Origin of the sequence: Klebsiella sp. ZJOU C1 (genome assembly GCF_035620215.1) — a bacterium.
GTDB classification, from domain to species: domain Bacteria; phylum Pseudomonadota; class Gammaproteobacteria; order Enterobacterales; family Enterobacteriaceae; genus Klebsiella; species Klebsiella variicola.
Map to the genome: position 1 here is coordinate 3,615,814 of NZ_CP141644.1, position 25,139 is coordinate 3,640,952.

Here is a 25,139-nt window from a genome sequence, read left to right on the forward strand (position 1 = left end):
ACTCGCGGTGCTGCGTTCCGCCTCAGCCTGTGCCTTGCAGCGTTGTCGGTTAAAAACCATGTAACCGCATTCCCTTGCGGTTGTCCGGTTCAGATCTCAGAGTTTATCCATCAGGTAGCGGTGCGCTTTAGAGGCAGCGCTGGCTGCTTTGAAAATATAACGCTTGTCGTTTTTAAGCGCTTTCAGCCAGAAAGCAATATAGCTTTCATGTTGTACCTCACCCTCAATCCCCAGATCCGCCATCAGAAAGGCACTTCCCAGCTCCGCCACCAGTTCTTCCTCTGCATAATCCGCACTGCCAAACTTCCCTTTCATTTCACGGTTCAGGCGTTTTTTATCCCCACTCCAGTGAACCAGCTCATGCAGGCCGGTAGCGTAGAAATTAGCTGCATTTGAAAACAGATAGCGCTCCGGTAGCCAGACTTCATCAGTTGAGGGTCGGAAAAAGGCATTTTGTCCTTTCTCGATGATGTTTGCGCCGCTCTTCCTGAACAGATTTTCAGCCTGCGGTAACGGGTCAAATGTCACTTCCGGGCTGACGGTGTCAGTTATCAGAGGCAAACCGTCGATTTGTTGAACGTTAAACACGGTAAACGTTTTCAGCATCGGGATACGGTCAATGCCTCCGGCGTCGTTTTCCTTCTTCAGGGTGGTATAGAAAATGGCTGTTGTGCCACGTTCACGCGTGCGAACCTGTCCACCTGCCGCCTGTGCCTGTTTGTATGTCAACCAGCGTGAATCGCTGAACCCCTGTTTTGATGCACTGCTCCACAGCAACATGATATTCATGCCACTGTAGGATACGCCGGTGGCGTAATTAGATGGCAATCCAGACATGCCTGATACACGCTGCCACGGGCAGGACCACGGTTTTACACCACCTTCAAGTGCTGCAATGATGTTGTCTGTAACGGTCTGATAAATATTCTTTCTGGTTTTAGAAAATTTCGTTTTTGAGGAGCCTGACTGTTCCAGCGGGGATACGCTGGTCGCCGCTGCGGTGTTAGGGGCTCTTGTCCGGGTGGTATTCAGGGAAATGGTCATGGTTTTTTCTCCGTCAGTGTGTGATTTTCGTCTTCGTATCGCCTGACGGTTCGCTTTCCCGGCAGCGTTCTGGCCCGCAAGGGCGCAGCATGCGTGTCATTCACCCTTGCGGGACGGGTTGTGTTGGGAAACGATTAGCCGGAAGCAGATATGGAGAACGGAAAGCACACGGGAGAAAAACTGCCCCTGCAGAGCCGGACGTAGCCCCCCTTGCTCCGCGGCGTAGAAAGGGGATGGTAGTTGAATAGCTCAGACCTGAGTTGGCAGTTTATCCGACCTCATCCCAAAAGCTCATTTACTAGGTTGCGTGTCCCCTATCGTTGGGTAAGTTCATAGTGATGAGATAGAAAAATAAGTTATGTCACTATTCCATTTAGTTGCAATTTCGAGCATCATATAACAGATAGGTATGGCTCTTTGGGCGGACTAGTTCTATGGCATCATTTCCGATATTTAATCCCGATCACTTTGAATCCATTGCCCGAGAACTTGGAGAGCTTGTCAGTGGTAGTCAGTTAGATCAGTTTTTCATATCTAGAGGGATTCAGGATACATCTGGGCATTCAACTAAATGGCGACGGATCTATATCAGTTTGATGGCTCGGCAGCAAACTGATAGGTGTGGTAACAATGTTGCTGCTTTTATTATGCTTATAATGTCACCCGCTCGCCACACTAATAACCAAGCTCGTTTTGAGTCTGCCAGACAGATACTTAATAAAGTGCTAATATTTGATGGTCTACAAATCGGTGATGATGGGAATTTCAGACTTGTTAATGCAGCAAAGACAATTAATGAGTCAAAATTGAGAGTTGACACTCTTTTCAAGCATCTTCAAGGGCGAGATATTCATCCAGAAGTACTTAAATATTGTCAAGAAGAGCTAATGATGGAGAATTACTTTCATGCGGTCTTCGAAGCGGCAAAAAGTATCGCACAGCGTCTACGTGATATGACTGGGCTACCTCTTGATGGAGTAGCGCTTGTCGAGAAATGCTTTGCCGAGAGTAGCCCCTTAGTCTGGATAAATCCTCTTCGAACTGAAAGCGAACGCTCTGAGCACAAAGGGTTTGCTCTGCTCCTCAAAGGAGCATTTTCTGCGATTAGAAACCCAACAGCCCATGAACCAAAAATCCTTTGGCAGGGAGAAGAAGATGCGGCAGACTACATTACCCTACTTTCCATGTTGCATCGTAAACTGGATAAAGCCCATATCATCAAAGCATAATACTATTATTCACCCAGTCCAATGATTATATTGTTTAGTCTATTGATTAAAGGTGAAAAATAAACCATACAAACTAGTATAATTTTAATTGATTTACTAAAACATGGTTGCGTAAGGATGCACTGGTAATGAAAACTCTACAATCTGTCAAACCTACTGATGAACAATTGAAGTTGATGGTAAGGCCCAGACCTGGCACGTTAATCATTCGTGGTGCAGCAGGCAGCGGTAAAACCACCACTTCTATTTTAATGATGAAGCTATCTATAGGATATTTTTTAGAAGAGTTCGCTAGACTTGGTATAAATGAAAAAATTAACATTAAAATTTTCACCTTTAATAAAACACTTTCAGCCTATATTAATGACCTAGTAATAAGCGAAACTTTGCTATCTGCTCCCGAAAACCATAGCCGATTAAACATTGAAGTGTTGACATTATCCAAATATATGTACAACAGGATTGATGGTCACCCAAGAATTTTAAGTTTTCAAGCCCAAGCAAATCGGATCAGTCGTATTGGTCATTTAATTCCCTTGAGTAATCAATTTTTGATAGATGAAGTAGAATATCTTTTAGGACGATTAAATGAGGAAGATTTAGAAGATTACCTTGAGATAGAGCGTACTGGCCGCGGTACTATGCCCAGGGTGGAAAAACCACTACGAAGGAGGATTCTTGATGAAGTCGTTTACCCTTATATTAGATCAAAGGAAGTCGATAAAATTCTGGACTGGAACGATATTGCAACTTTATTTACAAAAAATAAAATAGACAATATTCACATAGCCATTATTGATGAAGCCCAAGATTTTTCAGCCAACCAACTTAAAGCAATAACCAATCAATTATCTGACATCAACTTCACCACAATTATCCTTGACAGCAATCAAAAAATATACAAACGAGGATTCACCTGGAAAGAAGCTGGTATTGACATTACTAACACTCGATATGCTCGATTAGAGTTTAATTATAGAAACACAGTCGAAATAGCTACTTTTGCAAGTAGGTTAATCGAAAATGCAGCCATTGCAATAGACGATGATGGAACACTTCCAATACTTGATGCAATTAAGAGACATGGTCCTGTCCCACTTGTCTTAGAGGGGAGGTTTAATCAGCAGTTAGATTTTGTAATTGATTACATATTAAAGAAAGTAGATTTAGCTCAGGAAACCGTTGGATTTTTACATGCCAAAGGTGGCGGATGGTTTGAGCGAGTGGGAGGAATAAAAGATTCACTTAGAAAACAAAATCTGCCATTCGTTGAAATATCAGGTGAAAGCTCTTGGCCGCCGAACGAAACGAACATAGCCTTGTCGACTATTCACTCAGCTAAAGGACTAGAGTTTGATCACGTTTTTATTCTTGGGCTTGAGGAGAACCATTTTTCTTTTAGTTTTGCGGATAGCCAAGATTCTGATTACTCATCTATAATCAAACTAATTTCAATGGGAATTACGAGGGCTAAGGTAAGTATTATCCTAGGATATCGCTTCAATACGAGGCCATTTTTCATCGATCATTTGGACACTAATACGTTCCAGAAGGTAATACTATGAACGAATTTGAGGCGTCAATAAAGTCGAAAGGAATTAATGAGATACTTCATTTCACAACAAATCAAGGGCTTTTAGGAGTCCTGAGGACTGGAGCTGTACTGCCTAATTCCAAATTAAAAGAAGAAGATACTTTAGCTTTTATTTTTCAACAGAATTCCCTGAAAAGAAGAGAGCGAGATTCAAAGTGGTTAAATTATATAAACCTATCAGTAACAAAATTAAATTTTGAGTTCTTTGAGCACTCGCAAAACGTTCACCAATATTCTGATATCTATTGGGTAATATTATCTTTTTCACCAGAAATCATCATGGATTCAGGCGTTTACTTTACAACCACAAACAACATTTATCCATCCTGTCTTAGAGGGGAAGGTATTGAGTGTTTCGAAAGGATGTTTCGCGACCCTATTGTTGGTAAGTACCAGAAAGTAATTTCCAGAGGTTCATCACATTTACCTTCGTGGACAACCTGTGAGCAAGCTGAAATTTTGTACCCTGGAAGACTAACTTTAGAGCATCTGGTAAAGGTTTATGTATCAAACTTTGAGGATAAAGCCAGTATCATGGCACAATTGGCTGTGTTAGGTTTAGTCTTGGATGTAGAAGTTTGTCCCAACAAGTTTAGAGATGATATCAATGACAATTAACAAAATAGAAAACACTGTTAACTCAAGTCTTTGGGCTGCTTATGGGGATGCTCTGGGGTTCATCTCTGAACTGGCAGACCGCAATATGCTGGTCAAAAGAACCGGTCAAGACCATTTGTCTGGCTTAGTTGAATGGAGAAGACAAGTTGGCGGCGTGTATGGACCTTTAATATCAATACCTTCTGGTGCTTACTCAGATGATACCCAACTGCGGTTATCGACGTCGCGAGCAATTAACCATAATAATTATTTTGACGTAAATGCATTTTCAAAAATAGAGCTCCCTGTTTGGTCTTCTTATGCTTTAGGGGCCGGTATATCTTCAAAGCTGGCAGCTGAATCTCTCGGAAAAAAAACCGTCACCTGGTATAACAACTTTTATCAATCAAAGAAAACAAATTATGTATACTCTGGAGGTAATGGTGCAGCAATGCGTATCCAGCCTCATGTTTGGGCAAGTCGAACACCAGAAAGAGTTGAATCATTCCTTCTTGATATAATAAAAAACTCGCTTACAACACATGGGCATCCTAGAGCCATTGCTGGCGCTGTTTTTCATGCTTTGTGCTTAAGTCATATTATGACAAACAAAGATATACCATCAATTTCAGATGCTCGACTTTTACTTAAATGGATTAATGAAATTCCGAAAAAAATATATAGCGACATTAATCTCAATACTGCCTGGGTTCCTTTTTTTGAATCCCAAACATCTACAAACCTTGAAGAATCCTATGATGAAGTACACCAAGAATTAGTACACCTTCTTGATGTTGTCGAAAAGTGGAAAACGGCAGAAAATAAATCATATAGCTCTTTAGTAAAAGTTCTTAACTTAAAAGATAAAAAAACAAGAGGAAGTGGCACATTAACTTCAATTGCAGCACTGGCTGCATCATATTTAAAGACGAATAATTTATCTTCATTAATGCTTGATATTGTTAATGAACTTGGCACAGATACCGACTCAATTGCCACTATGGTTGGTGCGTTAAGAGGATACATAGAAGAAACACGACCACCTCAAGAATTACAGGATCAATCATATCTAATTTATGATGCAGAGAGATTATATGCTCTCTCTCAAGGCAAAGAGTGTAATAGCTTTGCATTCCCCGACACATCGGAATGGAATGCTCCTACTTCTTCATTAGATTTTGTTGGTATGCAGGATGGAAAAATTGTGCTTCCACCTTTTGGCGAAATAAGGCCAATATCAGAAGAATTCAGAAGTAACAGCACGGATACTTACCAATATTTTTATCAATGGATGATATCTGAGTTTAATCAATCATTTTTGCTTAAGCGTCGTAACACTTCAACGTTAAAGAATTTAAATTCTAAAACTCACGCCCCTGAAAATAAAAAGTTTGATTCTGCTTTGCCAAAACAAAAGCAGATTGAAATACCAGTTGATTATCGAAATCAATCAAAAAACATTGTTGAGGAAAACTTAACCTTAAAAAATGAACCAGACCTTGATAAATTAACTACGGAAGCAATCAAACACAACTTTAACGAGAATTTAATCGGAAGTCATTTGTTATATATTTCAGATGTTATGGGTGTTAATGGTGCCATTGCATATTCAGCCATAATTGCAAAAGCAATTATTTCTCGCAAGAGAAAAAATAATTGAGTTTTAAACATGAGGCATTTAATAAAATTAGATGTCTCATGTCTTACCATGTATTTGGTACTGATTCTTTAAATTAAATGTGTTAACTTAATTCAAAATTTCCCCCTTAACGCATAAATGTGTCTTGTAATTAATTCCAATATTGATGAATGGGTTAGCCCTTGAAATTCAAGGGGTAGCACAAAAACCTTGATAAATAAAAAGTTACTTTTCCTCATAGCGAGAATATCAAAGCTTTTTTAAAGATATTTTTCACTCCTTTGAAAAGGATAAAACGCCCATACCGAAGAGCGTTTCATTGGATAGGAATTATTTGGTAACTGGACTAACTAAATTACCACTATCGGTACCATAGTATTTTTTTGTTGTCATCCCTTGTTTATAATAGTCATTGAGAAGTCTAAGAAAATTCCTCCCTTGCTTTTCATCTTCAATAACTATTCTTCCGTCATTATTGATAGTAAACTCTTCATTTTGAAACATTTTAAGCACACTATTCATTGATGTCACTTCATTCCTATCCAACGAGGTGTGATTGCCTTTCTCAGCTATATGTGCAAGAATCTTCCTTAATGATGGCTTATGTAATATGGCTTGCTCAATAATATCCAACCCCTCAACCAGATCAAATTCTTTTATAGTATTTAAGGTTCTTTGTGCTGCCTCTGTAAATTCCGCCTCGAGCCCCACAATGGATTCGAAGCTTTTTTTATGGAATACATAGAATTGATCTTTAATATAAATGCAGTCGATTTTGTCATCAAAATTAACTGCACTACCATCAAATGATCTCAATTCCTTATCCGACTTATCAAATAAAGCAAATATTCTTTGAACAACATCCTGAGGTTCATTCGTTGTGACTTTACCTTTACTTATTTTTCGGAAAGAATAAGTAAGCTCTGAGTTCTTCTGGACTTTTATGCAATAAGCCCATAAATCCTCTTGTATTTCGGTTAACGAAGTAAGAACTTTAGGTTTGTCATTTTTGATATCTTCATTTATAACTTTCGAAAATGAAATGGCGTTATTCATTGCATATGCATAAATTTTATTATCAATATCATCATCTATTACTGTATAATTCTTCATCTCAATATCATCTTTTGATGCGTGAGAAATTATTTGATTTGATAATGTGTTTTTAAAAAACTTAGCTATATCTGGAGCTATAGGAGCTTTAATAACTTTAAAATCGTATTTATCCGTAACTTTCGCCGCTTTGCTCATGCCATTCTTGAGGTGTCTCGTAACAAAATATAAAGAAATTTTTGCTTTATCATCTTCTTTAAGTTGCTCTGCGTATTCTAATAATTCATCAAGCTTTAACATTTTTATTCCTTATGAATTTCAGCGTAAAAAAGTTTTGGGCCTACATCTTCAATGTCAAGAAGATCATCTTCTTCTAAATATTTTGATTTAGTTAAGATCATTCCAGTACGTTTCTTATTACTCTCTATATCTAAATAGCTTATTTGATATAACGTGTACCTTATACTTATAGTAGGATTTATAAGAATCATACTTGAATTTATGTATATTAAAGCAGTTACCATCAATAAAATTGCAATAGGTATTACATTAGATAACCTTGATAAATCTTGAAAAACGAACGGTATTAGGTACGTAAATAGATAGCTTATTGATTCATTATTTTTATTTTCTATATCTAAAATTTTTACGGTTCTACCGCTTGTTTGGCATCGGCGTTTTATATTTTTTAAAAAAATCTTCAAACCTACAAGCCCAAATAAAGACAATAAAACCAATATAGTTACAGCCCCGAAATACTCAAGAAAAGTCATCACCGACTCAAGAGTAATACCCGCCCAGTTTAAATAGTTCTTATATGTATAAAGCTGAACAAAACACATTATAAAAAAAAGTGGAAGATATGACACTATAAACAAGGAGATTCTAGCTCCTAAATGTAATTTATTACCCCTCATAACCTCTCCCTATTTAATATAATAATTATAATTTAATAATCAATCCTCTGTAGATTAAAGTAATGCTGACTTTCAGTCATAAGCAGGCTACCGACCCTCGTTACATACCACTATGATATGTGACATAAACTTTTGCTTCATAGCTCTACCTTTTCCGAAACATCATAGTAATGTTCATCACTTACAGCAAGTACAGTCAAACCCCTTTTGTGCAACCCAATCCAATCCAATCCAATCCAATCAAGGCTCATTTTGGTGGTAAGTCTATCTTATGCCTGTACAGAACGACGTGACGAGATCACTCTGCTATACGTTGTGTCAGGTCTGCACCACAACCTCTACACGCGTCCCTGTGGAGATGACAAGCCCCAATGCTCTAGTATTTCTTTCATCTAAGATGGAGAGCTAGCTTTTGTCACTTGCCTCCCGGGCTTTTAAGGGCATAGTGACGGCTCTTCTCTTGCTTGAAATGTTGTATCAACGGATTATCGCTGATAGCAGGCCTTTCAAAACAGTTTTATGAAACCTGCAGCAGTTGGTGGTCATTATGGTGGTCTTGACAGACTAGCAATTCAGGTTTAGCTTGCTTATTAGCCAGTTACTGGCAAAGGCGATCCCAGTCAGAGGAGCCAAATTTAAAAAGCCTGCTTTCGAGCAGGCTTTTTGCTTTTTTGCGTCGCTGACGTTAACTGAGAATCGCATCCAGCCTGGCAAGCACTTCATTGACAACGGCGTCAGGTATGCGTTCCAGACGCTTGCCGTTCCGGGCCGCCATATCGATAGTTCTGGGCTGGTCGCAGCGAATAACGCCTGTTGTTTTGGTCCCCGCCTCTTCCAGTGAAACCGTGAAGCCTGCTGTACGTGCAAAGTTTCCGCCGCTGGTGACGGGAACCACGACCGGTAGCCGGGTCAGCTTGTTAAACGATGCCTTCGATACAATGAGGACCGGACGTTTTCCACTTTGCTCGTGGCCAGCAATCGGATCCAGTGAAACAAGCCAGATTTCCCCTCTGTCCATTTACAGAATCTCCTTGCCCACCGCAGGCGCATCAATCCATTCCCGATCCTCTTCGCTCATTTCGGCGTGCGGATCGCACTGCGCCAACAGTTCCTCAAGCGAATAATGGGGCCGTTTCTGCGGTTCAATAATCAGGCAGCCATTATCTATAGTCATACCCACTTCGCTGTCTGTCGACAGCTCCAGCGCTTTCAGCACGGCGGGAGGAACCGCCAGCATGATGGATCCGCCAACCTTTTTCAGGCGAGTTTTGTACATAGAGGACCTCCGAATATTATATTTTAATATAACATCCAGGGTGGATTGTGCACAATTACTCATCAGACTCATGTGATTTCCTTAGCGTAATAAACCGTCATCCATCGAACGAAAGATCCGGCTGTTTTCAGCGGTGTGATGACCTGTAAAACGGCGACCATCCTGATACATCGGGCACTTCTTGCAGGTCAGGAAGCATTGTGTGCAGGCGAGAACTGAGTTCGTTGTAAGAAGGCGATAATAGAAAACTGATTCTGGGGTTCAAAGGATTATGGCGAATCAGATAAACAAAATGCGGCGCAGCTTCCATATCCGGGTTGCGCTGGAGGAACATCAGCGATAGCGCGAAGGCCAGATTTGCTCAGGTGCTTGCCTTTCCCTGCCGCCTCCCTACGCCCCGTGTATCCTCCGTGAACGCCCCCCAGCTCAGCCTGAAAAAGCCCCCGCCAGTAGGATGAATTCACTACCGCTTGCGGGTGAGATAGCGTGGATTATCCACGCTATCTAACGTTATATCCGGAGGCACCATGAACCTCAGACAACAGCAACAGCAGGCGTTCGATCGCAGCGGAGAACCCCTTATCGTCGGCGACGTCAGCCACTGCCCGCTGCCACCCGAAACCCTCGCCGCACTGGGCCCCGATTCCCCTTATGTGGTGCAGGTATACGGCTCAGGCCTGACCGGGGAGGTTTACCGGTTGCGCATCGCTGGCAAGGAGTACAATTTAAAAAAACGACGCGCCATCGCCGGCGTCGCCAACCTCAACGGCCAGCTGTCGTTTTTAAATGAAGTGCAGCGCCGGCAAGCGTTGCAGCGGCTGAAGGATAACCCGGTCACCGCCCCGCGCTTCACCCACATCGTCCCAACGCTGTATGCCGATTATCGCCTCGGCATCCTGCTCTCGCCGTGGATCGATGGCGAGCTGATTCACCAGTTGACCCCGCCGCTGATCGCCCAGCTATTTACGACCCTGGAAGCCTGTGAGGAACAGGGGCTGATGGAGTGGGATCTCTGTCGTGGAAATCTGCTGGTGGACCATCAGGAGCAGCTGTGGCTGTTCGATTTTGGCTACATGTATCCCTTCGATCCGCTCAGGGAATTCAACAGCAACGGTCTGGCCGATCCGCTGTTCCACTTTGTCGAGCGCTTTGAGACCCGCTTCTTTTTTAGCTGGCTGATGACCCAGGTTCCCGGCGCGGAGCAGCAGCTGGCGCACTATCGCGATCTGAAGCGGCTGGCGCTCGAAAGCTACCGGCGCAAGCTCGCCTGGCTACGCGCCCGACAGGCCGCCCCGCAGGTGCAGGCCCATTTTCAGCAGATAACGGCGCGCTGGGCGTCGGCGCTGGCGGACCCAGCCGCGCTGAGCCGGTTATTTGCTGTGGAGGCTTTCCGCTCCCACGTGCTGGATATCGAAGACGATCTGCATGGCCAGTCGTGTACCTTACTCACTCTGCAACGTATCGACTGGGTGATAGGCCAGCTGGAACAGCATTATCGCTTTATCGCCGACGAAGGCGGTCTGTTTTACGATAACGAAGGCAAATCACAGCAGGCGCTGCTCAGCAGCTATGCGCAGAAGCGGCAGCAGGCGCAGCGGTACCTGCAGAACGCCTCCACGCCAGGTTAGCGACGCTCGCGACCCTGCTTCTGCTTCGCCTGGTACATCAGCCGGTCAGCGGTGGCCACCAGCGCGTTGAGACTGGGATGGCTGGCGGGATCGTACTCGACGCAGCCCCAGGAGAACGCCAGCTGCCAGGGGTGAGCCGCCTGCTGGTTGAAACGGGCCACGTTGTGACTGAGCGTCTCCATCGCTGTCGCGGCATCGTGGCGGCTGGTATTGGCGAACAGAATGATAAATTCGTCCCCACCCTGCCTGGCGAGGATATCGGACTCACGGAAGGCCGCTTTCATCAAATCGGCGATGGCGATCAGCGCGCGGTCACCCTCTTCATGCCCCCAGGTATCATTGATGTGCTTGAAGCGGTCGAGGTCGACAAAGGCGAGGCTTACCGGCTCCTGGCGGCGCTGGGCCGTCAGCAGGGCATACTCCGCCAGGGTAAGGAATCCCCGGCGATTAAACAGTCCCGTCAGCTCATCAGAGGTTGCTGCATCCAGCACCTTGAACTCATCCTCCACGATCGCCGCCAGATCGCTTAAGATCTGCATTTCATGGGCGGAAAATGAACGCGGCTGGTGGTCCATCAGACAAAAAGACCCGACGGTCGCGCCATCCGGCAGTTGCACCGGATACCCGGCGTAAAAACGGATAAACGGCGCCGCAATGACCAGCGGGTTATCGTGAAAGCGCTCGTCCTGCTGCATGTCGTTGACGATAAGCGGGTCGGTTTGCAGGATGGTATGGGCGCAAAATGAAATATCTCTCGGCACCGTGTCCACATCGAGGCCGGCACAGGACTTGATATGCAGGAGATCTTCCCCCACCAGACTGATGGACGCCACCGGCAGGTTATACAGCGAACGGGCAAGCCTGGTCAGGCGATCGAAGCGTTCTTCTTTTCCGCTATTCAACAGCCCGGAAGAGCGTAGCGATTGCAGGCGACGCTGCTCGTCGGGATGAAGTCCGGCTAATTTCATTGTCTCTCTCTTGTCTCTTGCGCAGAATTCTGCCGGGTTTCCACAGAGAAACCCGGCGTTTTATCCTGCCAGGGGGAAAATAGTCGTCAGGTATCCCATGAGTTAAGCAGATTTCCCCTGCTCGTCAACCAGCGCGCCCCGGCGACTGGCGACCAGGGCGCTGGCGGAATGCCATTAACGGCACTCTGCCCGGCAAAGGGGGAAGATCAGGCGCGGATAAACGCCAGCAGATCGGCGTTGATGGTATCGGCGTGGGAGGTGTGCATCCCGTGCGGGAAGCCAGGATAAATGATTAGCTGGCTGTTCGGCAGCAGTTTGTCCTGCAGAATGGCCGCATTTTTATAGGGAACCACCTGGTCGTCATCCCCCTGCATCACCAGCACCGGCAAGGTGATCGACTTAAGGTCTTCCGTCTGGTCAGTCTCTGAAAACGCCTTGATACCTTCATAATGGGCCTTGGCGCTGCCGATCATTCCCTGTCGCCACCAGTTCTGGATCGTCCCCTGCGACACTTCTGCCCCGTCACGATTGAAGCCATAGAACGGGCCAGAGGCGACGTCGAGATAGAACTGGGCGCGGTTCGCCGCCAGCGCTTTGCGGAAACCATCAAACACCTCGATCGGCGTACCGCCCGGATTCTGCTCGGTTTTCACCATCAGCGGCGGGACGGCGCTAATTAACACCGCTTTCGCCACCCGCCCCTGCGGCTGGCCGTAGCGGGCGACGTAGCGGGCAACCTGGCCGCCGCCAGTGGAGTGCCCGACGTGGACCGCATTGTGCAGATCCAGATGTTCCACCACCGCCGAAACGTCCGCCGCGTAATGGTCCATATCGTGCCCCTCGCTAACCTGATCGGAGCGGCCATGACCCCGACGGTCGATAGCGATGACCCGAAAACCTTCGGCAAGGAAAAACAACATCTGGTTATCCCAGTCGTCGGCGCTCAGGGGCCAGCCGTGATGAAAGACTATCGGCTGAGCTTCCTTTGGACCCCAGTCTTTGAAGTAAATGTTGACGCCGTCTTGGGTGGTGACAAATGCCATGTTACAGACTCCTCTTTCAGGATAACCAGCCTGCAGGCCCGTGCCTGGGCTGAACGCCGACGGCGGCCGGCAGGAGTGCCGACCGCACAGGAATGTGATGCCTGTAACAGTGTAGAAGAAATTTGTCACCACGCCGGGTGACTTACCCCGTCTCGCTTCATTTGCCGCCGGACTCCGTTACGCCGCACTCTCCTGCTGCCTGATACGCACGATCAGCGCGCCGAGCAGCGACAGGTCCAGCAGCACGGCGAAGGCGAAGCACACGCCGCTGCGCCCGGCCCCGGCGGTATGTTGGGCCAACAGCGTCGCCGCGATGACAACGACCACGCTCAGCAGCGTTGCGCCATCGACTCTGGGCCCACACTGCGCCGACCGTCCCGCCGCAATCCGCCAGGCGACAGCCGCCCCCGCCCCGCCGCACGCCACGCCCGGCAGCATGGCGGACCAGTCCTGCCCGCCATACCAGGCCACCAGCGCCAGCAGCCAGCCGGCCGCCGACAGCAGAAAGGCCCAGCGCGTCGCCGCCAGGGGCGAGCGATAGAGCCAGGACTGCCCACGTGTGAATCCCCACCCGGCACCGAAGGCGGCGATTAGCGCTGTCAGCAGACTCAGCATGCCGGTCACTCTGATAACGGGAACCATGTTTAACAGCAACACTCCGGCGGCAAAAGCCACGCTCAGGGCGATGGCGCGGCCGCGCGGCTCGATCATCCCCGCCGCGTCCGCGGCGGTGTAGCGGCTTACAACGTGCATAGTTGACTCCTGACAGGTGAAGAAGCATGAATTTAATTCATGTTGTTGTCTTTACATGCTCGTAGCCTATCGCCACTATATTGCCTTACACAAACGCATAGTTTTCAGCCATAGATGAGAAAAACTCAGCCATGAGAACACCCCGTCTACCGCCGCTGGGGGCGCTGCGCGCCTTTCATGCCGTCGCCCGCCACCGCAGTTTTAAACAGGCCGCCGGGGCGCTCGGCGTCAGCGCGACGGCAGTCAGCCATCAGATTAAACTGCTGGAGTCGGTGCTGGAGTGCCGGGTTTGCGAACGCAGCGCACAGGGGGTCAGTCTGACTGCCGATGGCGAGATCCTCTACGCCGCCACGCAGCGCGCTTTTAGCGCCCTGGAACAGGCCGTCGTCCAGATCGCTCATGCCCGTCAGCCACCATCCTTAACCGTCACCACCACCTCCAATTTTCTCACCCACTGGCTGGTGCCACGGCTGGCGGACTTTACCGCTCGCTTTCCGGCTATCGACCTGCGTCTGCACACCAGCGTCGAACGGGTGGATCTACAGTTGGGTACCGTGGACGCCGCGATTCGCTATCGTGAAACGCCGGAACCAGACCTGTGCTGTACGCTGCTGTATGAGGATCGTTTTATCGTGGTCGCCAGCCCGTCCCTGGGCCTCGCCCGGCCTGAAGATCTGCAGCGGGTGACGTTGTTTCACGTCGCCAACCGCCGCGTGCCGGCCGACTCGCCAAACTGGGAGAACTGGCGCCGCCGCTATGGGCCGTCGACGCTGAATATTGATGCGGGGTTAACCTTTAGCGATGAGACCCATGCCCTGCAGGCGGCGGTGGCCGGCCAGGGGGTGGTGATCGCCAGCGAACTGCTGGCGCGGGATCTGCTGCAGCGCGGGGTGTTGTCCGCGCCGTTTAGCTGTGCATTACCGGGCGCCTGCTACTACCTGGTCACCACCGAGGCTGCGGCGCAGCGCGCGGATATTATCGCTCTGCGGGAGTGGCTGGTCGGCCAGATGGTATTAGGTGACGGTCGCCATCCGGCGGAAGAGTAGCGGGCTTACCAGCCGCAAACGTTGGTCTCTTCATCGGACTCGTAGCCGCGAACGATATTGATCAGATCCTTCACCGTATCAGCGGCGGTGAGCGGGTCGCGCAGCGCCGCCAGCGAGGAAAAGGTTTTATCAACCGAGACGCCGTTATTATTATTGGTGACGGTTAACACCCACTCCTCTTCTTCATTGCCAGCTGGCAGGTCATCCAGCAGACTATTTACCGCCTCCACCGCGTGTTGCGGAATATAAAGCGCCATCGGTTTGAGATATATTTTTTCGCGTTTTTCCTGACGCTGGCCATTCTCAACCGCCAAGGCATAGCCTTTATTTTCGCTGTTCATCTCTTGTTATCCCTCGATGAGAATTTTCGGATCGACGTAAAAGTCGACATTAAAAACCGTGTCCTCGCTGAGCGCCTCAATACAGTGCCATTTCTCCGGCGGAAAAACGCCAAACTGCCCGGCTTCAATGGTCAGCGTTTCAACAGGCTCGGGGCTGGTTTCATCGGCATAGCCGAGATAGCGGATCGCCCCCTGCATCACCGAGAGACGAGGATAGACGCCCTGCCGGGTGCCGGCATCCAGATGGCGACGCCAGATAGAGGCCGGGGCGGTCTCCCTGGTCCACAGCGGCGTGCTGCGGGTGTGAACGTAATGGGTGGGAATAATGATTCGCTGCATGATGGTGCCTCACTTTACCGTCTCAAATGCGACGTTCAGAAATAGCCTATATGATGCATATCATATACCCCTTTTAAACGCTAAGCATATTATTTTGTTGCTGCTTTTACCGTCTACTCCTTTTTATACCTCGCAGGGATTAGCGACGCGGTAAAATAAAAAAGGCGATTTCAGGATCCTGAAATCGCCCGGAGAATAAAAGTAAACGCGTTAAAAATTTGTTAGCGCAGCGGACTCGGCTTGCCGATTAAATACCCCTGGACCAGGTCGCACCCCAGCGCCTGCAGCGAGGTCAACTGCTCTTCGGTTTCCACGCCTTCCGCCACAATACGCATATGCAGACTCTTCCCCATACTGATAATCAGGCGAACGATATCCAAATCGTCTTTTTGCTCCGGAATATTGATAACAAACGAGCGGTCAATTTTGATTTTATCGAACGGGAAGTAGCTTAAACGGGACAGGGAAGAATAGCCGGTACCAAAGTCATCAATGGAAATCTGAATGCCCTGCTCGCGCAGCTGGCTGAGAATTTCCAGCGAACGGGTATTCTCATTGAACACATCCGACTCGGTGATCTCCAGATCCAGACGTCGCGGATCGAGGCCGGTCTGCTGCAGCACGCCGATAATGGTATCGGTCAACGACGTGTTCATCAGTTGAATCGGCGAAACGTTGACCGAGACTTTTAGCGGCGTCGCCCAACTGGCCGCTTCGGCGCAGGCGGTTTTCAGCACCCACTCGCCGAGGGTATTGATCAGGCCGATTTTCTCCGCGACGGGAATAAACACCGTCGGCGGCACAGCGCCGCGCACGGGATGGAACCAGCGAACCAGCGCTTCATAGCCGTAGATTTCACGCGTGACGGTATCGGCGATCGGCTGGTAGTAGACTTTAAATTCGTCATGGGCCAGCGCCTGCAGCAGGTCATCTTCGAACGATTTATTCTCCTGCAGGCGCTGCAGCATGCCCGGCCGGAAAATTTGCACATGACCGCTGCCCTCTTTTTTCGCCTCGTACAGCGCAAGGTCAGCACACTTGTACAGATAATCGGTCCGGCTTTCGCCGTCAGAGATAACGATCCCGATGCAGGCGTCGATATTAATCTGCGCATCGTAGATCTGATAGGGCTGGCTGATCTTCTCCCGGATAACATTGGCGCGCTCGAGGGCCATCTCTTCAGTCAGATCGTAAGAGAGCATCGCGAACTCATCGCCGCCGAGGCGATACAGCGTCTCGGAGGTTTTGCGGAAAAAAGAGAGACGACTGGCCAGATCCTGCAGCAGCTTATCGCCAGCATCATGGCCGAGGGTATCGTTCACATCCTTAAAGCTGTCGAGGTCGAACAGCATCACCACCGCGCACCCCTGATAGGGGCGCACCTGGTTGACAATCTCCTGCAACCGCTGCCAGAAAGAGAGACGATTCGGCATACCGGTCAGCGAATCATGGTAGGCATCGTACTGCAGTCGGCGGTTCTGTACCTGCAACTTCTCTTTCGAGGCCTGCAGATCGTTGGCCAGCGTCTTCATGCGCACATGGGCGCGACGCAGGTTATTATTCTGCCGGAGCATCAACAGGCCGAGGGTAATACACATGGCGATCAGCAGAATGGAGATCACCGAGTAGATATAATAAAGATGCTGGATTTTATCATGCGTGATATTAACGATATTAATATCTTGCGTCAGGGTGGCGGCGGCCATTGAGGTCAGGGGGCCATCCAGTTCACTCAACACCGGCAGGATCTGTTTGACCTGCTCCGGCGTCATGGTATCAACTTGTTTATCAAGCAGATGAAGATTACGAATCAGCGTCGCGACCACCGCCTTCCGCTGTTCGCTTTTATTAATAAATTTACCCAGATCGCCCTGCTGCAGGAGTTCGATCTGGCTCATCATGATCTCCAGGCGCAGGCGCACCTCATCGTGGTCCGCCCCTTCGGCCCCGATCGCCATTCCCGCCAGACGAGACTCCAGTCGCATATATTCCGACACCATCTGCGACATTGACCAGGAGTCTGTATAGCGGGTAAATTTTTGCAACTCACTTTGTCGCTCATGCACCAGATAGGTAATATATCCGGTAACAATAAATAACGACAAAATAATAGCCGTGAGTATTCGATTCAAGATCCAACCCTTACTCTATAATAATCTTAGAAACTTGCCAGGCCGATCGGGAATAATAGATCTGGTTTTGTAATTCAGTGCTGCTGTCGTAAGGGTAGACGATAAATAATGGACCTTTATCACGAACGCGCATATATTCGCCGTTCATTTTTAAGGCCATAATGACCGGGAATTTATAAAAATCATCAATCGGGATAATGGTGGTGTAGTCGTTAAGCGCCAGCACGCGCGCGGATTTGCCCTTAGCGCCGACTAAATCCATGAGTTTATTAAGGGGAATGCCATCGAAACGAACCTTACCGGTGTACCAGGGGGTGGTGGTTTCCACCGTTTTCATCCCCAGTTTTTCCAGCGCCGCGAGGTCAAAAACGGCTTTGTCACCGACGTTCGTATTCCCGATTTTTCCGGAAATGGTCAGTACAGGTTTTCCTGTCGGCGCAGGCAGTTTTTCAGCGTAAGCGGAAGGCAACATGACAGAACAAAATAACACTGCAAGAAGTAGACGCATTTAACTCACCATTCCAGAGAAGGAGACATGTTAAGTGTAAACCATTTACGTCAATTCTTAAAAGGTGTCCCTCTTTGTTATCCGTTGATTTAATTAAAAGTATAAGCTGGCTGGCAAATTGCCAGATTGTTTAGTACAGGGTGTGATTTAGCCCGCCTTTCCCGTCGCTTCTTTTTTGCGCCATCTCCCCGCTTAGCAGGCAAACTACTTTCCTCCACGGCCGCTGCGCGGTAGTCTCAACGCTGACGCAACAGTAAAAGCGTCTCATTCCAATAACGACAAATTATGTGACAGACAGGACAGGGTATGGATTCAACAATAAGCGTGCAGCCCGCCGAGGCGCCAGATTCACTGCTTCGCGCCCGGCGGGCGGCATGGGGCAGTTTTGCCGGCGCGGTGGTCGACTGGTACGATTTTCTTCTCTATGGCATTACCGCCGCGCTGGTGTTTAACCGCGAGTTTTTCCCGCAGATCGGCCCGGCGATGGGGACGCTTGCCGCCTTTGCCACCTTCGGCGTCGGGTTTCTCTTTCGCCCGCTCGGCGGGATTATCTTTGGCCACTTCGGCGACCGCCTCGGGCGTAAACGGATGCTGATGATGACCGTCTGGATGATGGGTATCGCCACCGCCTGCATCGGCCTGCTCCCCTCGTTCAGCCAGATCGGCTGGTGGGCGCCGGCGCTGCTGGTGTTCCTGCGGGCCGTTCAGGGGTTTGCCGTCGGCGGGGAATGGGGCGGCGCGGCGCTGCTCTCGGTGGAGAACGCCCCGCAGGGGAAAAAAGCCTTTTACAGCAGCGGGGTGCAGGTAGGCTACGGCGTCGGCCTGCTGCTCTCCACCGGGCTGGTATCGCTGATCAGCAGCCTGACCACCGACGAGCAGTTCCTCAGCTGGGGCTGGCGCTTACCGTTCCTGTTCAGCGTGGTGCTGGTCCTTATTGCGCTGTGGATCCGTAACGGCATGGCGGAATCGCAGGAATTTGAAGCGCAGCAGAGCCAGGCCAACCTTCAGCCGGAGAAAAAGCGACTACCGGTGGTGGAAGCCCTGCTTCGCCATCCGGGAGCGTTTTTACTGATTATCGCCCTGCGGCTGTGCGAACTGCTGACGATGTATATCGTCACCGCCTTCGCCCTCAACTATTCCACGCAAAACCTCGGCCTGCCGCGCGAGCTGTTTCTCAACATCGGCCTGCTGGTGGGCGGACTCAGTTGCCTGACTATCCCCTGCTTCGCCTGGCTGGCAGACCGCTTTGGTCGCCGACGGATCTATATCACCGGCGCGCTGATCGGCACGCTGAGCGGTTTTCCGTTCTTTATGGCGCTGGAGAGTCAGTCTGTTTTCTGGATCCTGTTCTTCGCCCTGATGCTGGCCAATATCGCCCATGATATGGTGGTCTGCGTCCAGCAGCCGATGTTTACCGAGCTGTTCGGCGCCAGCTATCGCTATAGCGGCGCCGGCGTCGGCTACCAGGTGGCGAGCGTGGTCGGCGGCGGTTTTACGCCGTTTATCGCCGCGGCGCTGGTCACCTTCTCCGGCGGTTCATGGTACAGCGTGGCCCTCTATCTGACCGCGGGATGCCTGCTGTCGGCGCTCACCGCCCTGCTGATGAAAAAACAGACCGTCCACTGACCCACCTGCGGGGGGCGTGACCCGCGCCCTCCGGTAAGGAGAATGCATGTCTCTGTTATCGCTGGCCGACTGCTGGCCTCGCCGTTTTACCCCCTCCTCGCTGGCGCTGCAGTTTTGCGAGGACCCCACCCAGGCGGAACAGCCGCTGTTTGCCAAAGCCTGCGCCGGGGAAGCCGTCGCCCAGCTCTGGCAGGCGCCGCAGGGATTTGTGGTGCCGGGGAGCTATCGTCAGTTTGCGGATCTGCCGGCGGTCAGCGCGCATTTTGCCGCGCGCGGCTGGCCGGTATGGCTCCGCCGCTCCGGGGGCGGGCTGGTGCCTCAGGGGCCGGGAATTATCAACCTTAGCCTCGCCTGGCCGGTGCAACAGTCGCTCGGCGAGGCCGCCGAACCCATCTATCACTCGCTGTGCGCGGTGCTGCAGCGTACCCTCGCGCGCTTCGGCGTTGCCAGCCACGCCCGGGCGGTAAACGGTTCCTTTTGCGATGGCCGGTATAACCTCGCCTGCGGGGAGGGCGAGGCGGCGCGCAAGATTGTCGGTACCGCCCAGTACTGGCGGCCGCTGACGGCAGGCCGCGGCCACGTGGTGCTGGCTCATGCGGTGATCCTTATTGACGCCGATCTTACCGCGGCGCATCAGGCGGCGAACGCCTTTGAAGCGCAGCTCGGCAGCGAGCGGGTCTATTGCGCCGACAAAACCGTCACCCTCGCGCAGCGGCTTCCCGGCGAGCGCCATCTGCTTCCCCGCTTTAGCGAGGCGCTGGCGCGGGAGCTGGACGCGGCTCGCTAAAGGTCGCTTTCAGGTAGCGGCTGAAGGTTTCCACCGCGCGCGACACGCGCGGGGTATAGGGCCGGATGACGTACAGCTTATCGGCAAACACCTCCACCGGCTGCCACGCCGGGAGCAGCTCCTGCACCAGCCCGCGCCCGATGGCCTCCCGGGCGCTGAAATCCGGCAGCAGCGCCACCCCAAGCCCCGCCAGCACGGCATCGCGTAGCGACTCGCTGTTATTCGTGGCGAAGGGCCCCTGCACGTTGATGGTCACCCGTTCATCGGGCGTCTGGCGGGAGGCGAACGTCCACTGCGGGCGCTGTGGCCCACGGGGATAGGTCAGGCACTGGTGGTGGCGCAGATCGTCGGGTGTCTCCGGGCGGCCATGGCGGCGAATATAGTCGGCGGACGCGACGATCAGCGTCGCGGTGTGACACAGCGGCCAGGCGACGTGGGTGTCCGGGAGCGCCTCGCGCCGACAGTGGCGGATGGCAAGATCGAACCCTTCGCTGGCCAGAGAGACCAGCCGGTCGGTCACCTCAAGCTGCAAATGCAGCTGGGGATGCTGATGTAAAAACGGCGCGATCGCCGGGACCAGCTGCTGGCGGGAAAAGGCCACCGGCGCGGTCAGGCGCAGCGTTCCCCGCAGCGGCCCGCCCTCATCGCAGGCACCGGTGAAAATATCCCGCAACTGACCAAACGGCTCGTTGAGCTCCGCCACCAGCCGCAGTCCGTCTTCGCTGAGGCTCACGCTGCGGGTAGTGCGATGGACCAGGGTTTTGCCGGTCACCCGCTCCAGCTCGCTGATTTTCTGGCTGATAGCCGACTTGCTGATCCCCAGCTTTTCCGCGGCCCGGGTATAGCTTTTTTGCTCTTCCAGCACCGTCAGCCAGTACAGATGGGCCCAGTAACTCTCCGGACGACTCTCGCTCATGTGATTGTTCACCAGTAAAAACAATGTATTCAACTATAGCGGTTTTTGCCCGCGACGGCATCGGCTAGCATCCTGTTCAGCCCGTCATTATTCCCTAACGATAAGGAACACCTGCATGCCATTACTGACATTTGACCTGATTGAAGGCCGTACGGAACAGGAGATCAGAACCCTGCTGGATGCCGCCCATCGCGCCGTGCTGCGTGCCTTCGAGGTACCGGAACGCGACCGCTACCAGATTGTTCACGAAAACAAAGCCCACCATATGGTGATTGACGATACCGGCCTCGGACTGACCCGCACGCGGGATCTGGTGGTGGTGCGGGTCTATACCAGCCCGCGCAGCGAGGCGCAGAAGCAACGCTTCTTCGCCCTGTTGCAGGAGGAGCTGGCGGAGCACTGCGGCCTGAGCGGCGATGATGTGATGGTGTCGATTATCAGTAATCAGAAAGGTGACTGGAGCTTTGGCCGCGGGGTCGCGCAGTATCTTACCGGCGATCTGTAACCCGCAGCCCGAAGCGCGCCCTTAGCGGCGGGCAGCCGTCGCGATGCGCTGGCGCGCCTGCTGCTCGATATTCTCCAGCAGTTCCTGGACATCGTCTTCATCAATGTCGAGGAACTGGCCTTCCAGCAGCGCGGCGTGAATATCCTCCCGGGTGACCGAGATGCCCAGTGGCACCGCCCGGGGCTTGACCTCCTCCGCCGCCAGCGGATGCGGATAGCGGCGGCCAACCAGGTTATTAAACACGATGGCCAGCAGCGCCAGCATCAGCGAGTTGAGCAGCACCGGCGTCAGTACAAAGTGATAGCCTTCGCTGTGCACCCCGGCGCCGCCGAGGATCGCCGTCAGGGCCACCGCGCCGCCGGGGGGATGCAGACAGCGCAGAAAATACATCCCGGCGATCGCCAGCGCGGCCGCCAGCCCGCAGGCCAGCGCCGGGTCGGGAACCAGCATGCCCACCGTGACGCCGATCAGCGCCGACAGCACATTACCGCCGACAATCGACCACGGCTGCGCCAGCGGGCTGCTCGGCACGCCAAATAACAGCACCGCCGACGCGCCCATGGGGGCAATAAACCACAAATTGACTTCGCCGAGCAGCCAGTGGCTGAACACGCTGGTCACCGCCAGCCCGGTGCCGGCGCCAATGGATCCCAGCACGATATGCCGGCGGGCCACCGGTAGCGCGTGCGGCTTCAGGCGCCCAAGGAAAATCCGCAGCCGTGAAAACAGCCCCGCAGAAATGACACTCAACATCGCTTTATCGCTTAGGTCATAGGAATTACTTATATTTTATTTTCTTTTTTTAACCTTACATTAACAACCATGTATTTCACAGGGGGATAGCGTGGGCAATATCGTCCAGAGGGCACAGGGCTGTGAATTCTCGCGTGGGCTGATAGAATCCCTTTTCTGTCAGGGGGATACCCCTTTTGCGAACTGAAGGTCATAACCCAGTGAATAATAAAATCTCTTTAGCGAAAGAAGTGGCATGGGCCAGCCAGAATATGCCGCGTACCCTGCGTCAGGTCGCCGCCCTGCCCGACCTCAGCGGCGTGCGCCTGGCCTGCTGTATGCACCTCGACATGAAAATGATCCCGCTGGTGCAGGGGATCCTCGACAAGGGCGCTCAGGTCTTTTTAACCACCTGTAACCCCACCACCGTGCAGGACGACGTGGTGGCCTGGCTGGTGGAGCGCGGCGCCGAGGCCTGCGCGTGGCGCAATATGAGCGACGCCGACTGGCAACAGTCATGGGAAAAAGCGATTGCCTGGCAGCCCACTCACCTGTGCGAGATGGGCGCCGATATCACCACCCTGCTCCACCAGCGCGGCGAGTTCGGTAACATCGTGGCGGGTCTGGAAGCCACTGGCTCGGGCGTCAATCGGCTGGGCGATATTCAGCCAGGCTATCCGATCTTTAACTGGGACGATCTGCCGGTCAAAGAGGGGCTGCACAACCGCCATATGGTCGGTCTCACCGCCTGGCACACCTTCTTCCAGACCACTCATCTCACCCTGCATGAGAAAAAAGTGCTGGTGATCGGCTACGGCCTGGTCGGCCAGGGCGTCGCGGCGGCGGCAAAAGCCTTTGGCGGTCAGGTGATGGTGGCGGAGATCGATCCTGCCCGTCGTCTGCAGGCGGCCTACGACGGCTGGCACGTGGTGGATCTGCAGGAGGCTATCGCCTCGGCGGACGTGGTGGCCACGGCGACAGGCGGGAAAAACGTGGTTAATCGCCAGGCGCTGGAGCGCGCGAAAGCGGGAGTCTTTATCCTTAACGTCGGCCACGTGGCGGAAGAGATCGACGGCGAGTACCTGCGCCAGTACCCTCAGGAAGAGGTGATGCCGTATATCAACGCCTACCGCATGGCCGACAAAACCATCTATCTGCTGGCCAATGGTTCGATGCTCAACCTGACCGCGGGCTTCGGCGACAGCCTGAACGCTTTTGACGTCACCCTGGCGGTGATGGCCAGCGGCATCCGCCATATTGTCACCGACGGCATGCGCGCCCCGGCGCAGGTTTACCTCCTGCCCCAGGCGGTCTGGCAGCAGGCGCTGTAAACGCAGCGCATCGTCCCCCCATCGTGGAGACGATGCGCTCTACCATCAGGACGACGGCGCGGTATCGGGCAGCACAATGTTGCTCTGCGCCAGCGTTCCCATCTGGTTGTACATCACGCTGGCGGCATCCAGCAGGTGCATCGCCAGCGCGGCGCCGCTGCCCTCTCCCAGGCGCATGTCCATATCGAGATACGGCCGCAGACCCAGCGCGTCCAGGGCGATCTGCGCCCCTTTCTCCGCCGACAAGTGCGAAGGGATAAGATAAGGATGCGCCGTCGGGGCCATGCGACACGCCGCCAGGGCAGAGGCATAGGAGAGGAAGCCATCCAGCACCACCGGCAGGCCACAGGAGGCCGCCCCGAGGATCACCCCGGTCATGCCCACCAGATCGTAACCGCCCACCTTCGCCAGGACATCCAGCCCCTCCTCCGGGTTCGGCTGGTTAAGGGCTATCGCCTGGCGCACCACCGCCACCTTATGGCCCCGCTGCGCCAGCGGCAGATTGGCCCCACAGCCCACCACTGTGTCAGGATCGCTGCCCGTCAGGACACTGATCACGGCTGCGGCCGGGGTGGTATTGGCCATTCCCAGTTCGCCGACGCCAAAAACTTTCACCCCGTCGGCGGCGAGCTGGCGGGTGAGATGCATGCTGGCCAGCAGCACCGTCTCCGCCTGCTGGCGGCTCATCGCCGCCGTCCGGGCGATATTCCCGCTACCGCGGGCCACCTTGAGGTTAATCAGGCCCGGCAGCGGGTCGGCATCGATGCCGACATCCACCACCTGCACCCTGGCCCCGGCCTGCGCCGCCAGCACGCAGACGCCGGTGTTGCCCCGCACCATATTGCCGGCATGAATGGCCGTCACCACCTGCGGCGAAGGCGTCACGCCTTCATGCCAGACGCCGTGGTCGGCGCACATGACCACTATCGCCTTCTCCGCCAGCGCCAGCTGCCCCTGCAGCCCCGGCAGACCAGCCAGTTGCACGGCCAGCGTCTCCAGACGGCCAAGGCTACCGGGCGGCTTTAACAGGCCATCAATATGCTGCTGAGCGCGCGCCATGCCCGCCACATCGGGCTGCGGAATGGCAGCCAGTAACGCAGAAAGTGTTTCCATTCTGTTCCTCATCGTTGGCGCC

General features: G+C 52.1%; 25 protein-coding genes and 1 pseudogene. 11 read left to right on the forward strand and 15 right to left on the reverse strand.

The genetic code is table 11. The features are described from left to right. Nucleotides 1-96: 96 nt before the first annotated feature. The gene (locus SPE70_RS17400; RefSeq protein WP_324726387.1) at nt 97-1,044 is read right to left on the reverse strand and encodes an ArdC family protein; all 948 of its coding nucleotides are present in this window, start codon (nt 1,042-1,044) and stop codon (nt 97-99) included. 434 nt (nt 1,045-1,478) lie between these two features. On the opposite strand from SPE70_RS17400, the gene SPE70_RS17405 reads away from it, so the two are divergent. The 4 genes from SPE70_RS17405 to SPE70_RS17420 all read left to right on the forward strand — a co-directional run bounded on the left by SPE70_RS17405 (nt 1,479) and on the right by SPE70_RS17420 (nt 6,124). Next, on the forward strand, nt 1,479-2,273 hold the full coding sequence (locus SPE70_RS17405) for a TIGR02391 family protein (protein ID WP_324726388.1): 795 nt from the start codon (nt 1,479-1,481) through the stop codon (nt 2,271-2,273). 128 nt (nt 2,274-2,401) lie between these two features. After that, complete coding sequence (locus tag SPE70_RS17410) at nt 2,402-3,838, forward strand: 3'-5' exonuclease (protein WP_324726389.1); 1,437 nt, start codon at nt 2,402-2,404, stop codon at nt 3,836-3,838. Then, nucleotides 3,835-4,485, forward strand: coding sequence for a DarT ssDNA thymidine ADP-ribosyltransferase family protein (locus tag SPE70_RS17415; RefSeq protein WP_324726390.1), 651 nt, complete (start codon nt 3,835-3,837; stop codon nt 4,483-4,485). The genes SPE70_RS17410 and SPE70_RS17415 overlap by 4 nt, the downstream gene beginning before the upstream one ends. Further along, nucleotides 4,475-6,124, forward strand: coding sequence for an ADP-ribosylglycohydrolase family protein (locus tag SPE70_RS17420; RefSeq protein ID WP_324726391.1), 1,650 nt, complete (start codon nt 4,475-4,477; stop codon nt 6,122-6,124). The genes SPE70_RS17415 and SPE70_RS17420 overlap by 11 nt, the downstream gene beginning before the upstream one ends. A gap of 309 nt (nt 6,125-6,433) precedes the next feature. Here the strand turns inward: SPE70_RS17420 and SPE70_RS17425 are convergent, their stop codons facing one another. From SPE70_RS17425 to SPE70_RS17440, 4 genes are all read right to left on the reverse strand, one after another. Next, nucleotides 6,434-7,456 carry a Kiwa anti-phage protein KwaB-like domain-containing protein gene (locus SPE70_RS17425; protein ID WP_324726392.1) on the reverse strand — a complete coding sequence of 341 codons (1,023 nt, stop codon included), beginning with the start codon at nt 7,454-7,456 and terminating at the stop codon, nt 6,434-6,436. Nucleotides 7,457-7,458: 2 nt separating this feature from the next. Then, complete coding sequence (locus SPE70_RS17430) at nt 7,459-8,073, reverse strand: hypothetical protein (RefSeq protein ID WP_324726393.1); 615 nt, start codon at nt 8,071-8,073, stop codon at nt 7,459-7,461. 685 nt (nt 8,074-8,758) lie between these two features. After that, entirely contained in the window at nt 8,759-9,091 is a 333-nt protein-coding gene (locus SPE70_RS17435; RefSeq protein ID WP_008804165.1) for a type II toxin-antitoxin system PemK/MazF family toxin, read from the reverse strand. Next, the gene (locus SPE70_RS17440) at nt 9,092-9,349 is read right to left on the reverse strand and encodes an AbrB/MazE/SpoVT family DNA-binding domain-containing protein (RefSeq protein WP_012541132.1); all 258 of its coding nucleotides are present in this window, start codon (nt 9,347-9,349) and stop codon (nt 9,092-9,094) included. Nucleotides 9,350-9,876: 527 nt separating this feature from the next. Here SPE70_RS17440 and SPE70_RS17445 point away from each other — a divergent pair. Then, on the forward strand, nt 9,877-10,977 hold the full coding sequence (locus SPE70_RS17445) for an AarF/UbiB family protein (RefSeq protein WP_022065756.1): 1,101 nt from the start codon (nt 9,877-9,879) through the stop codon (nt 10,975-10,977). Here the strand turns inward: SPE70_RS17445 and SPE70_RS17450 are convergent. The 3 genes from SPE70_RS17450 to SPE70_RS17460 form a co-directional block, all read right to left on the reverse strand. Further along, nucleotides 10,974-11,945 (reverse strand): sensor domain-containing diguanylate cyclase, encoded by a 972-nt coding sequence (locus SPE70_RS17450; RefSeq protein WP_016161433.1) that lies wholly within the window; start codon nt 11,943-11,945, stop codon nt 10,974-10,976. The two genes, SPE70_RS17445 and SPE70_RS17450, sit on opposite strands and share 4 nt — an antisense overlap. Before the next feature lie 206 nt (nt 11,946-12,151). After that, nucleotides 12,152-12,988 (reverse strand): alpha/beta fold hydrolase, encoded by an 837-nt coding sequence (locus SPE70_RS17455; RefSeq protein WP_008804155.1) that lies wholly within the window; start codon nt 12,986-12,988, stop codon nt 12,152-12,154. Between the two features lie 177 nt (nt 12,989-13,165). Next, entirely contained in the window at nt 13,166-13,741 is a 576-nt protein-coding gene (locus tag SPE70_RS17460) for a hypothetical protein (protein WP_032730762.1), read from the reverse strand. A 131-nt stretch (nt 13,742-13,872) separates the two neighbouring features. On the opposite strand from SPE70_RS17460, the gene SPE70_RS17465 reads away from it, so the two are divergent. Further along, nucleotides 13,873-14,787: a LysR substrate-binding domain-containing protein gene (locus SPE70_RS17465; RefSeq protein ID WP_008804154.1), complete on the forward strand. Its 915-nt coding sequence runs from the start codon at nt 13,873-13,875 to the stop codon at nt 14,785-14,787. A gap of 5 nt (nt 14,788-14,792) precedes the next feature. Here the strand turns inward: SPE70_RS17465 and SPE70_RS17470 are convergent, their stop codons facing one another. Further along, nucleotides 14,793-15,128 carry a DUF1869 domain-containing protein gene (locus SPE70_RS17470; protein WP_016161436.1) on the reverse strand — a complete coding sequence of 112 codons (336 nt, stop codon included), beginning with the start codon at nt 15,126-15,128 and terminating at the stop codon, nt 14,793-14,795. Nucleotides 15,129-15,134: 6 nt separating this feature from the next. Next, nucleotides 15,135-15,467 (reverse strand): TehB family protein, encoded by a 333-nt coding sequence (locus tag SPE70_RS17475; RefSeq protein WP_008804152.1) that lies wholly within the window; start codon nt 15,465-15,467, stop codon nt 15,135-15,137. Between the two features lie 97 nt (nt 15,468-15,564). Between SPE70_RS17475 and SPE70_RS17480 the strand changes: the two are divergent. Beyond that, nucleotides 15,565-15,692 (forward strand): annotated as a pseudogene (locus SPE70_RS17480) (hypothetical protein). On the opposite strand, the gene SPE70_RS17485 reads toward SPE70_RS17480, so the two are convergent. Beyond that, nucleotides 15,689-17,599: a putative bifunctional diguanylate cyclase/phosphodiesterase gene (locus SPE70_RS17485; RefSeq protein WP_012541126.1), complete on the reverse strand. Its 1,911-nt coding sequence runs from the start codon at nt 17,597-17,599 to the stop codon at nt 15,689-15,691. The pseudogene SPE70_RS17480 and the gene SPE70_RS17485 overlap by 4 nt on opposite strands. Before the next feature lie 10 nt (nt 17,600-17,609). Beyond that, nucleotides 17,610-18,107, reverse strand: a complete 498-nt coding sequence (locus SPE70_RS17490; protein WP_012541125.1) for a putative pterin-binding protein — start codon at nt 18,105-18,107, stop codon at nt 17,610-17,612. Nucleotides 18,108-18,413: 306 nt separating this feature from the next. Here SPE70_RS17490 and shiA point away from each other — a divergent pair, with 306 nt between their 5' ends. Both shiA and SPE70_RS17500 read left to right on the forward strand, forming a co-directional pair. Then, nucleotides 18,414-19,733 (forward strand): shikimate transporter, encoded by a 1,320-nt coding sequence (gene shiA, locus SPE70_RS17495; protein WP_117106921.1) that lies wholly within the window; start codon nt 18,414-18,416, stop codon nt 19,731-19,733. A 46-nt stretch (nt 19,734-19,779) separates the two neighbouring features. Next, nucleotides 19,780-20,520: a lipoyl protein ligase domain-containing protein gene (locus SPE70_RS17500; RefSeq protein WP_032733310.1), complete on the forward strand. Its 741-nt coding sequence runs from the start codon at nt 19,780-19,782 to the stop codon at nt 20,518-20,520. On the opposite strand, the gene SPE70_RS17505 is transcribed toward SPE70_RS17500, so the two are convergent. Then, on the reverse strand, nt 20,480-21,436 hold the full coding sequence (locus SPE70_RS17505) for a LysR family transcriptional regulator (protein WP_072122288.1): 957 nt from the start codon (nt 21,434-21,436) through the stop codon (nt 20,480-20,482). The genes SPE70_RS17500 and SPE70_RS17505 overlap by 41 nt on opposite strands. A 115-nt stretch (nt 21,437-21,551) precedes the next feature. Here SPE70_RS17505 and SPE70_RS17510 point away from each other — a divergent pair, with 115 nt between their 5' ends. After that, nucleotides 21,552-21,941, forward strand: a complete 390-nt coding sequence (locus SPE70_RS17510; protein ID WP_008804146.1) for a tautomerase family protein — start codon at nt 21,552-21,554, stop codon at nt 21,939-21,941. 21 nt (nt 21,942-21,962) lie between these two features. On the opposite strand, the gene SPE70_RS17515 is transcribed toward SPE70_RS17510, so the two are convergent. Beyond that, the gene (locus tag SPE70_RS17515; RefSeq protein WP_040968708.1) at nt 21,963-22,694 is read right to left on the reverse strand and encodes an HPP family protein; all 732 of its coding nucleotides are present in this window, start codon (nt 22,692-22,694) and stop codon (nt 21,963-21,965) included. Between the two features lie 200 nt (nt 22,695-22,894). Between SPE70_RS17515 and SPE70_RS17520 the strand changes: the two genes are divergently transcribed. Then, nucleotides 22,895-24,004 (forward strand): adenosylhomocysteinase, encoded by a 1,110-nt coding sequence (locus SPE70_RS17520; RefSeq protein ID WP_032730769.1) that lies wholly within the window; start codon nt 22,895-22,897, stop codon nt 24,002-24,004. A 45-nt stretch (nt 24,005-24,049) separates the two neighbouring features. On the opposite strand, the gene cobT is transcribed toward SPE70_RS17520, so the two are convergent. Beyond that, nucleotides 24,050-25,117 (reverse strand): nicotinate-nucleotide--dimethylbenzimidazole phosphoribosyltransferase, encoded by a 1,068-nt coding sequence (gene cobT, locus SPE70_RS17525; protein WP_023297931.1) that lies wholly within the window; start codon nt 25,115-25,117, stop codon nt 24,050-24,052. Nucleotides 25,118-25,139: the final 22 nt, after the last annotated feature.

What these genes read in the sequence shown, in the direction of transcription:
- SPE70_RS17505 (WP_072122288.1), bottom strand. Translation starts at nt 21,436, where the DNA reads ATGAGCGAGAGTCGTCCGGAGAGTTACTGGGCCCATCTGTACTGGCTG.
- SPE70_RS17455 (WP_008804155.1), bottom strand. Translation starts at nt 12,988, where the DNA reads ATGGCATTTGTCACCACCCAAGACGGCGTCAACATTTACTTCAAAGAC.
- SPE70_RS17435 (WP_008804165.1), bottom strand. Translation starts at nt 9,091, where the DNA reads ATGGACAGAGGGGAAATCTGGCTTGTTTCACTGGATCCGATTGCTGGC.
- SPE70_RS17490 (WP_012541125.1), bottom strand. Translation starts at nt 18,107, where the DNA reads ATGCGTCTACTTCTTGCAGTGTTATTTTGTTCTGTCATGTTGCCTTCC.
- SPE70_RS17500 (WP_032733310.1), top strand. Translation starts at nt 19,780, where the DNA reads ATGTCTCTGTTATCGCTGGCCGACTGCTGGCCTCGCCGTTTTACCCCC.
- SPE70_RS17510 (WP_008804146.1), top strand. Translation starts at nt 21,552, where the DNA reads ATGCCATTACTGACATTTGACCTGATTGAAGGCCGTACGGAACAGGAG.
- SPE70_RS17440 (WP_012541132.1), bottom strand. Translation starts at nt 9,349, where the DNA reads ATGTACAAAACTCGCCTGAAAAAGGTTGGCGGATCCATCATGCTGGCG.
- SPE70_RS17400 (WP_324726387.1), bottom strand. Translation starts at nt 1,044, where the DNA reads ATGACCATTTCCCTGAATACCACCCGGACAAGAGCCCCTAACACCGCA.
- SPE70_RS17515 (WP_040968708.1), bottom strand. Translation starts at nt 22,694, where the DNA reads ATGTTGAGTGTCATTTCTGCGGGGCTGTTTTCACGGCTGCGGATTTTC.
- SPE70_RS17410 (WP_324726389.1), top strand. Translation starts at nt 2,402, where the DNA reads ATGAAAACTCTACAATCTGTCAAACCTACTGATGAACAATTGAAGTTG.
- SPE70_RS17450 (WP_016161433.1), bottom strand. Translation starts at nt 11,945, where the DNA reads ATGAAATTAGCCGGACTTCATCCCGACGAGCAGCGTCGCCTGCAATCG.
- SPE70_RS17425 (WP_324726392.1), bottom strand. Translation starts at nt 7,456, where the DNA reads ATGTTAAAGCTTGATGAATTATTAGAATACGCAGAGCAACTTAAAGAA.
- SPE70_RS17445 (WP_022065756.1), top strand. Translation starts at nt 9,877, where the DNA reads ATGAACCTCAGACAACAGCAACAGCAGGCGTTCGATCGCAGCGGAGAA.
- shiA (WP_117106921.1), top strand. Translation starts at nt 18,414, where the DNA reads ATGGATTCAACAATAAGCGTGCAGCCCGCCGAGGCGCCAGATTCACTG.
- SPE70_RS17465 (WP_008804154.1), top strand. Translation starts at nt 13,873, where the DNA reads ATGAGAACACCCCGTCTACCGCCGCTGGGGGCGCTGCGCGCCTTTCAT.
- SPE70_RS17420 (WP_324726391.1), top strand. Translation starts at nt 4,475, where the DNA reads ATGACAATTAACAAAATAGAAAACACTGTTAACTCAAGTCTTTGGGCT.
- cobT (WP_023297931.1), bottom strand. Translation starts at nt 25,117, where the DNA reads ATGGAAACACTTTCTGCGTTACTGGCTGCCATTCCGCAGCCCGATGTG.
- SPE70_RS17475 (WP_008804152.1), bottom strand. Translation starts at nt 15,467, where the DNA reads ATGCAGCGAATCATTATTCCCACCCATTACGTTCACACCCGCAGCACG.
- SPE70_RS17415 (WP_324726390.1), top strand. Translation starts at nt 3,835, where the DNA reads ATGAACGAATTTGAGGCGTCAATAAAGTCGAAAGGAATTAATGAGATA.
- SPE70_RS17430 (WP_324726393.1), bottom strand. Translation starts at nt 8,073, where the DNA reads ATGAGGGGTAATAAATTACATTTAGGAGCTAGAATCTCCTTGTTTATA.
- SPE70_RS17405 (WP_324726388.1), top strand. Translation starts at nt 1,479, where the DNA reads ATGGCATCATTTCCGATATTTAATCCCGATCACTTTGAATCCATTGCC.
- SPE70_RS17460 (WP_032730762.1), bottom strand. Translation starts at nt 13,741, where the DNA reads ATGCACGTTGTAAGCCGCTACACCGCCGCGGACGCGGCGGGGATGATC.
- SPE70_RS17470 (WP_016161436.1), bottom strand. Translation starts at nt 15,128, where the DNA reads ATGAACAGCGAAAATAAAGGCTATGCCTTGGCGGTTGAGAATGGCCAG.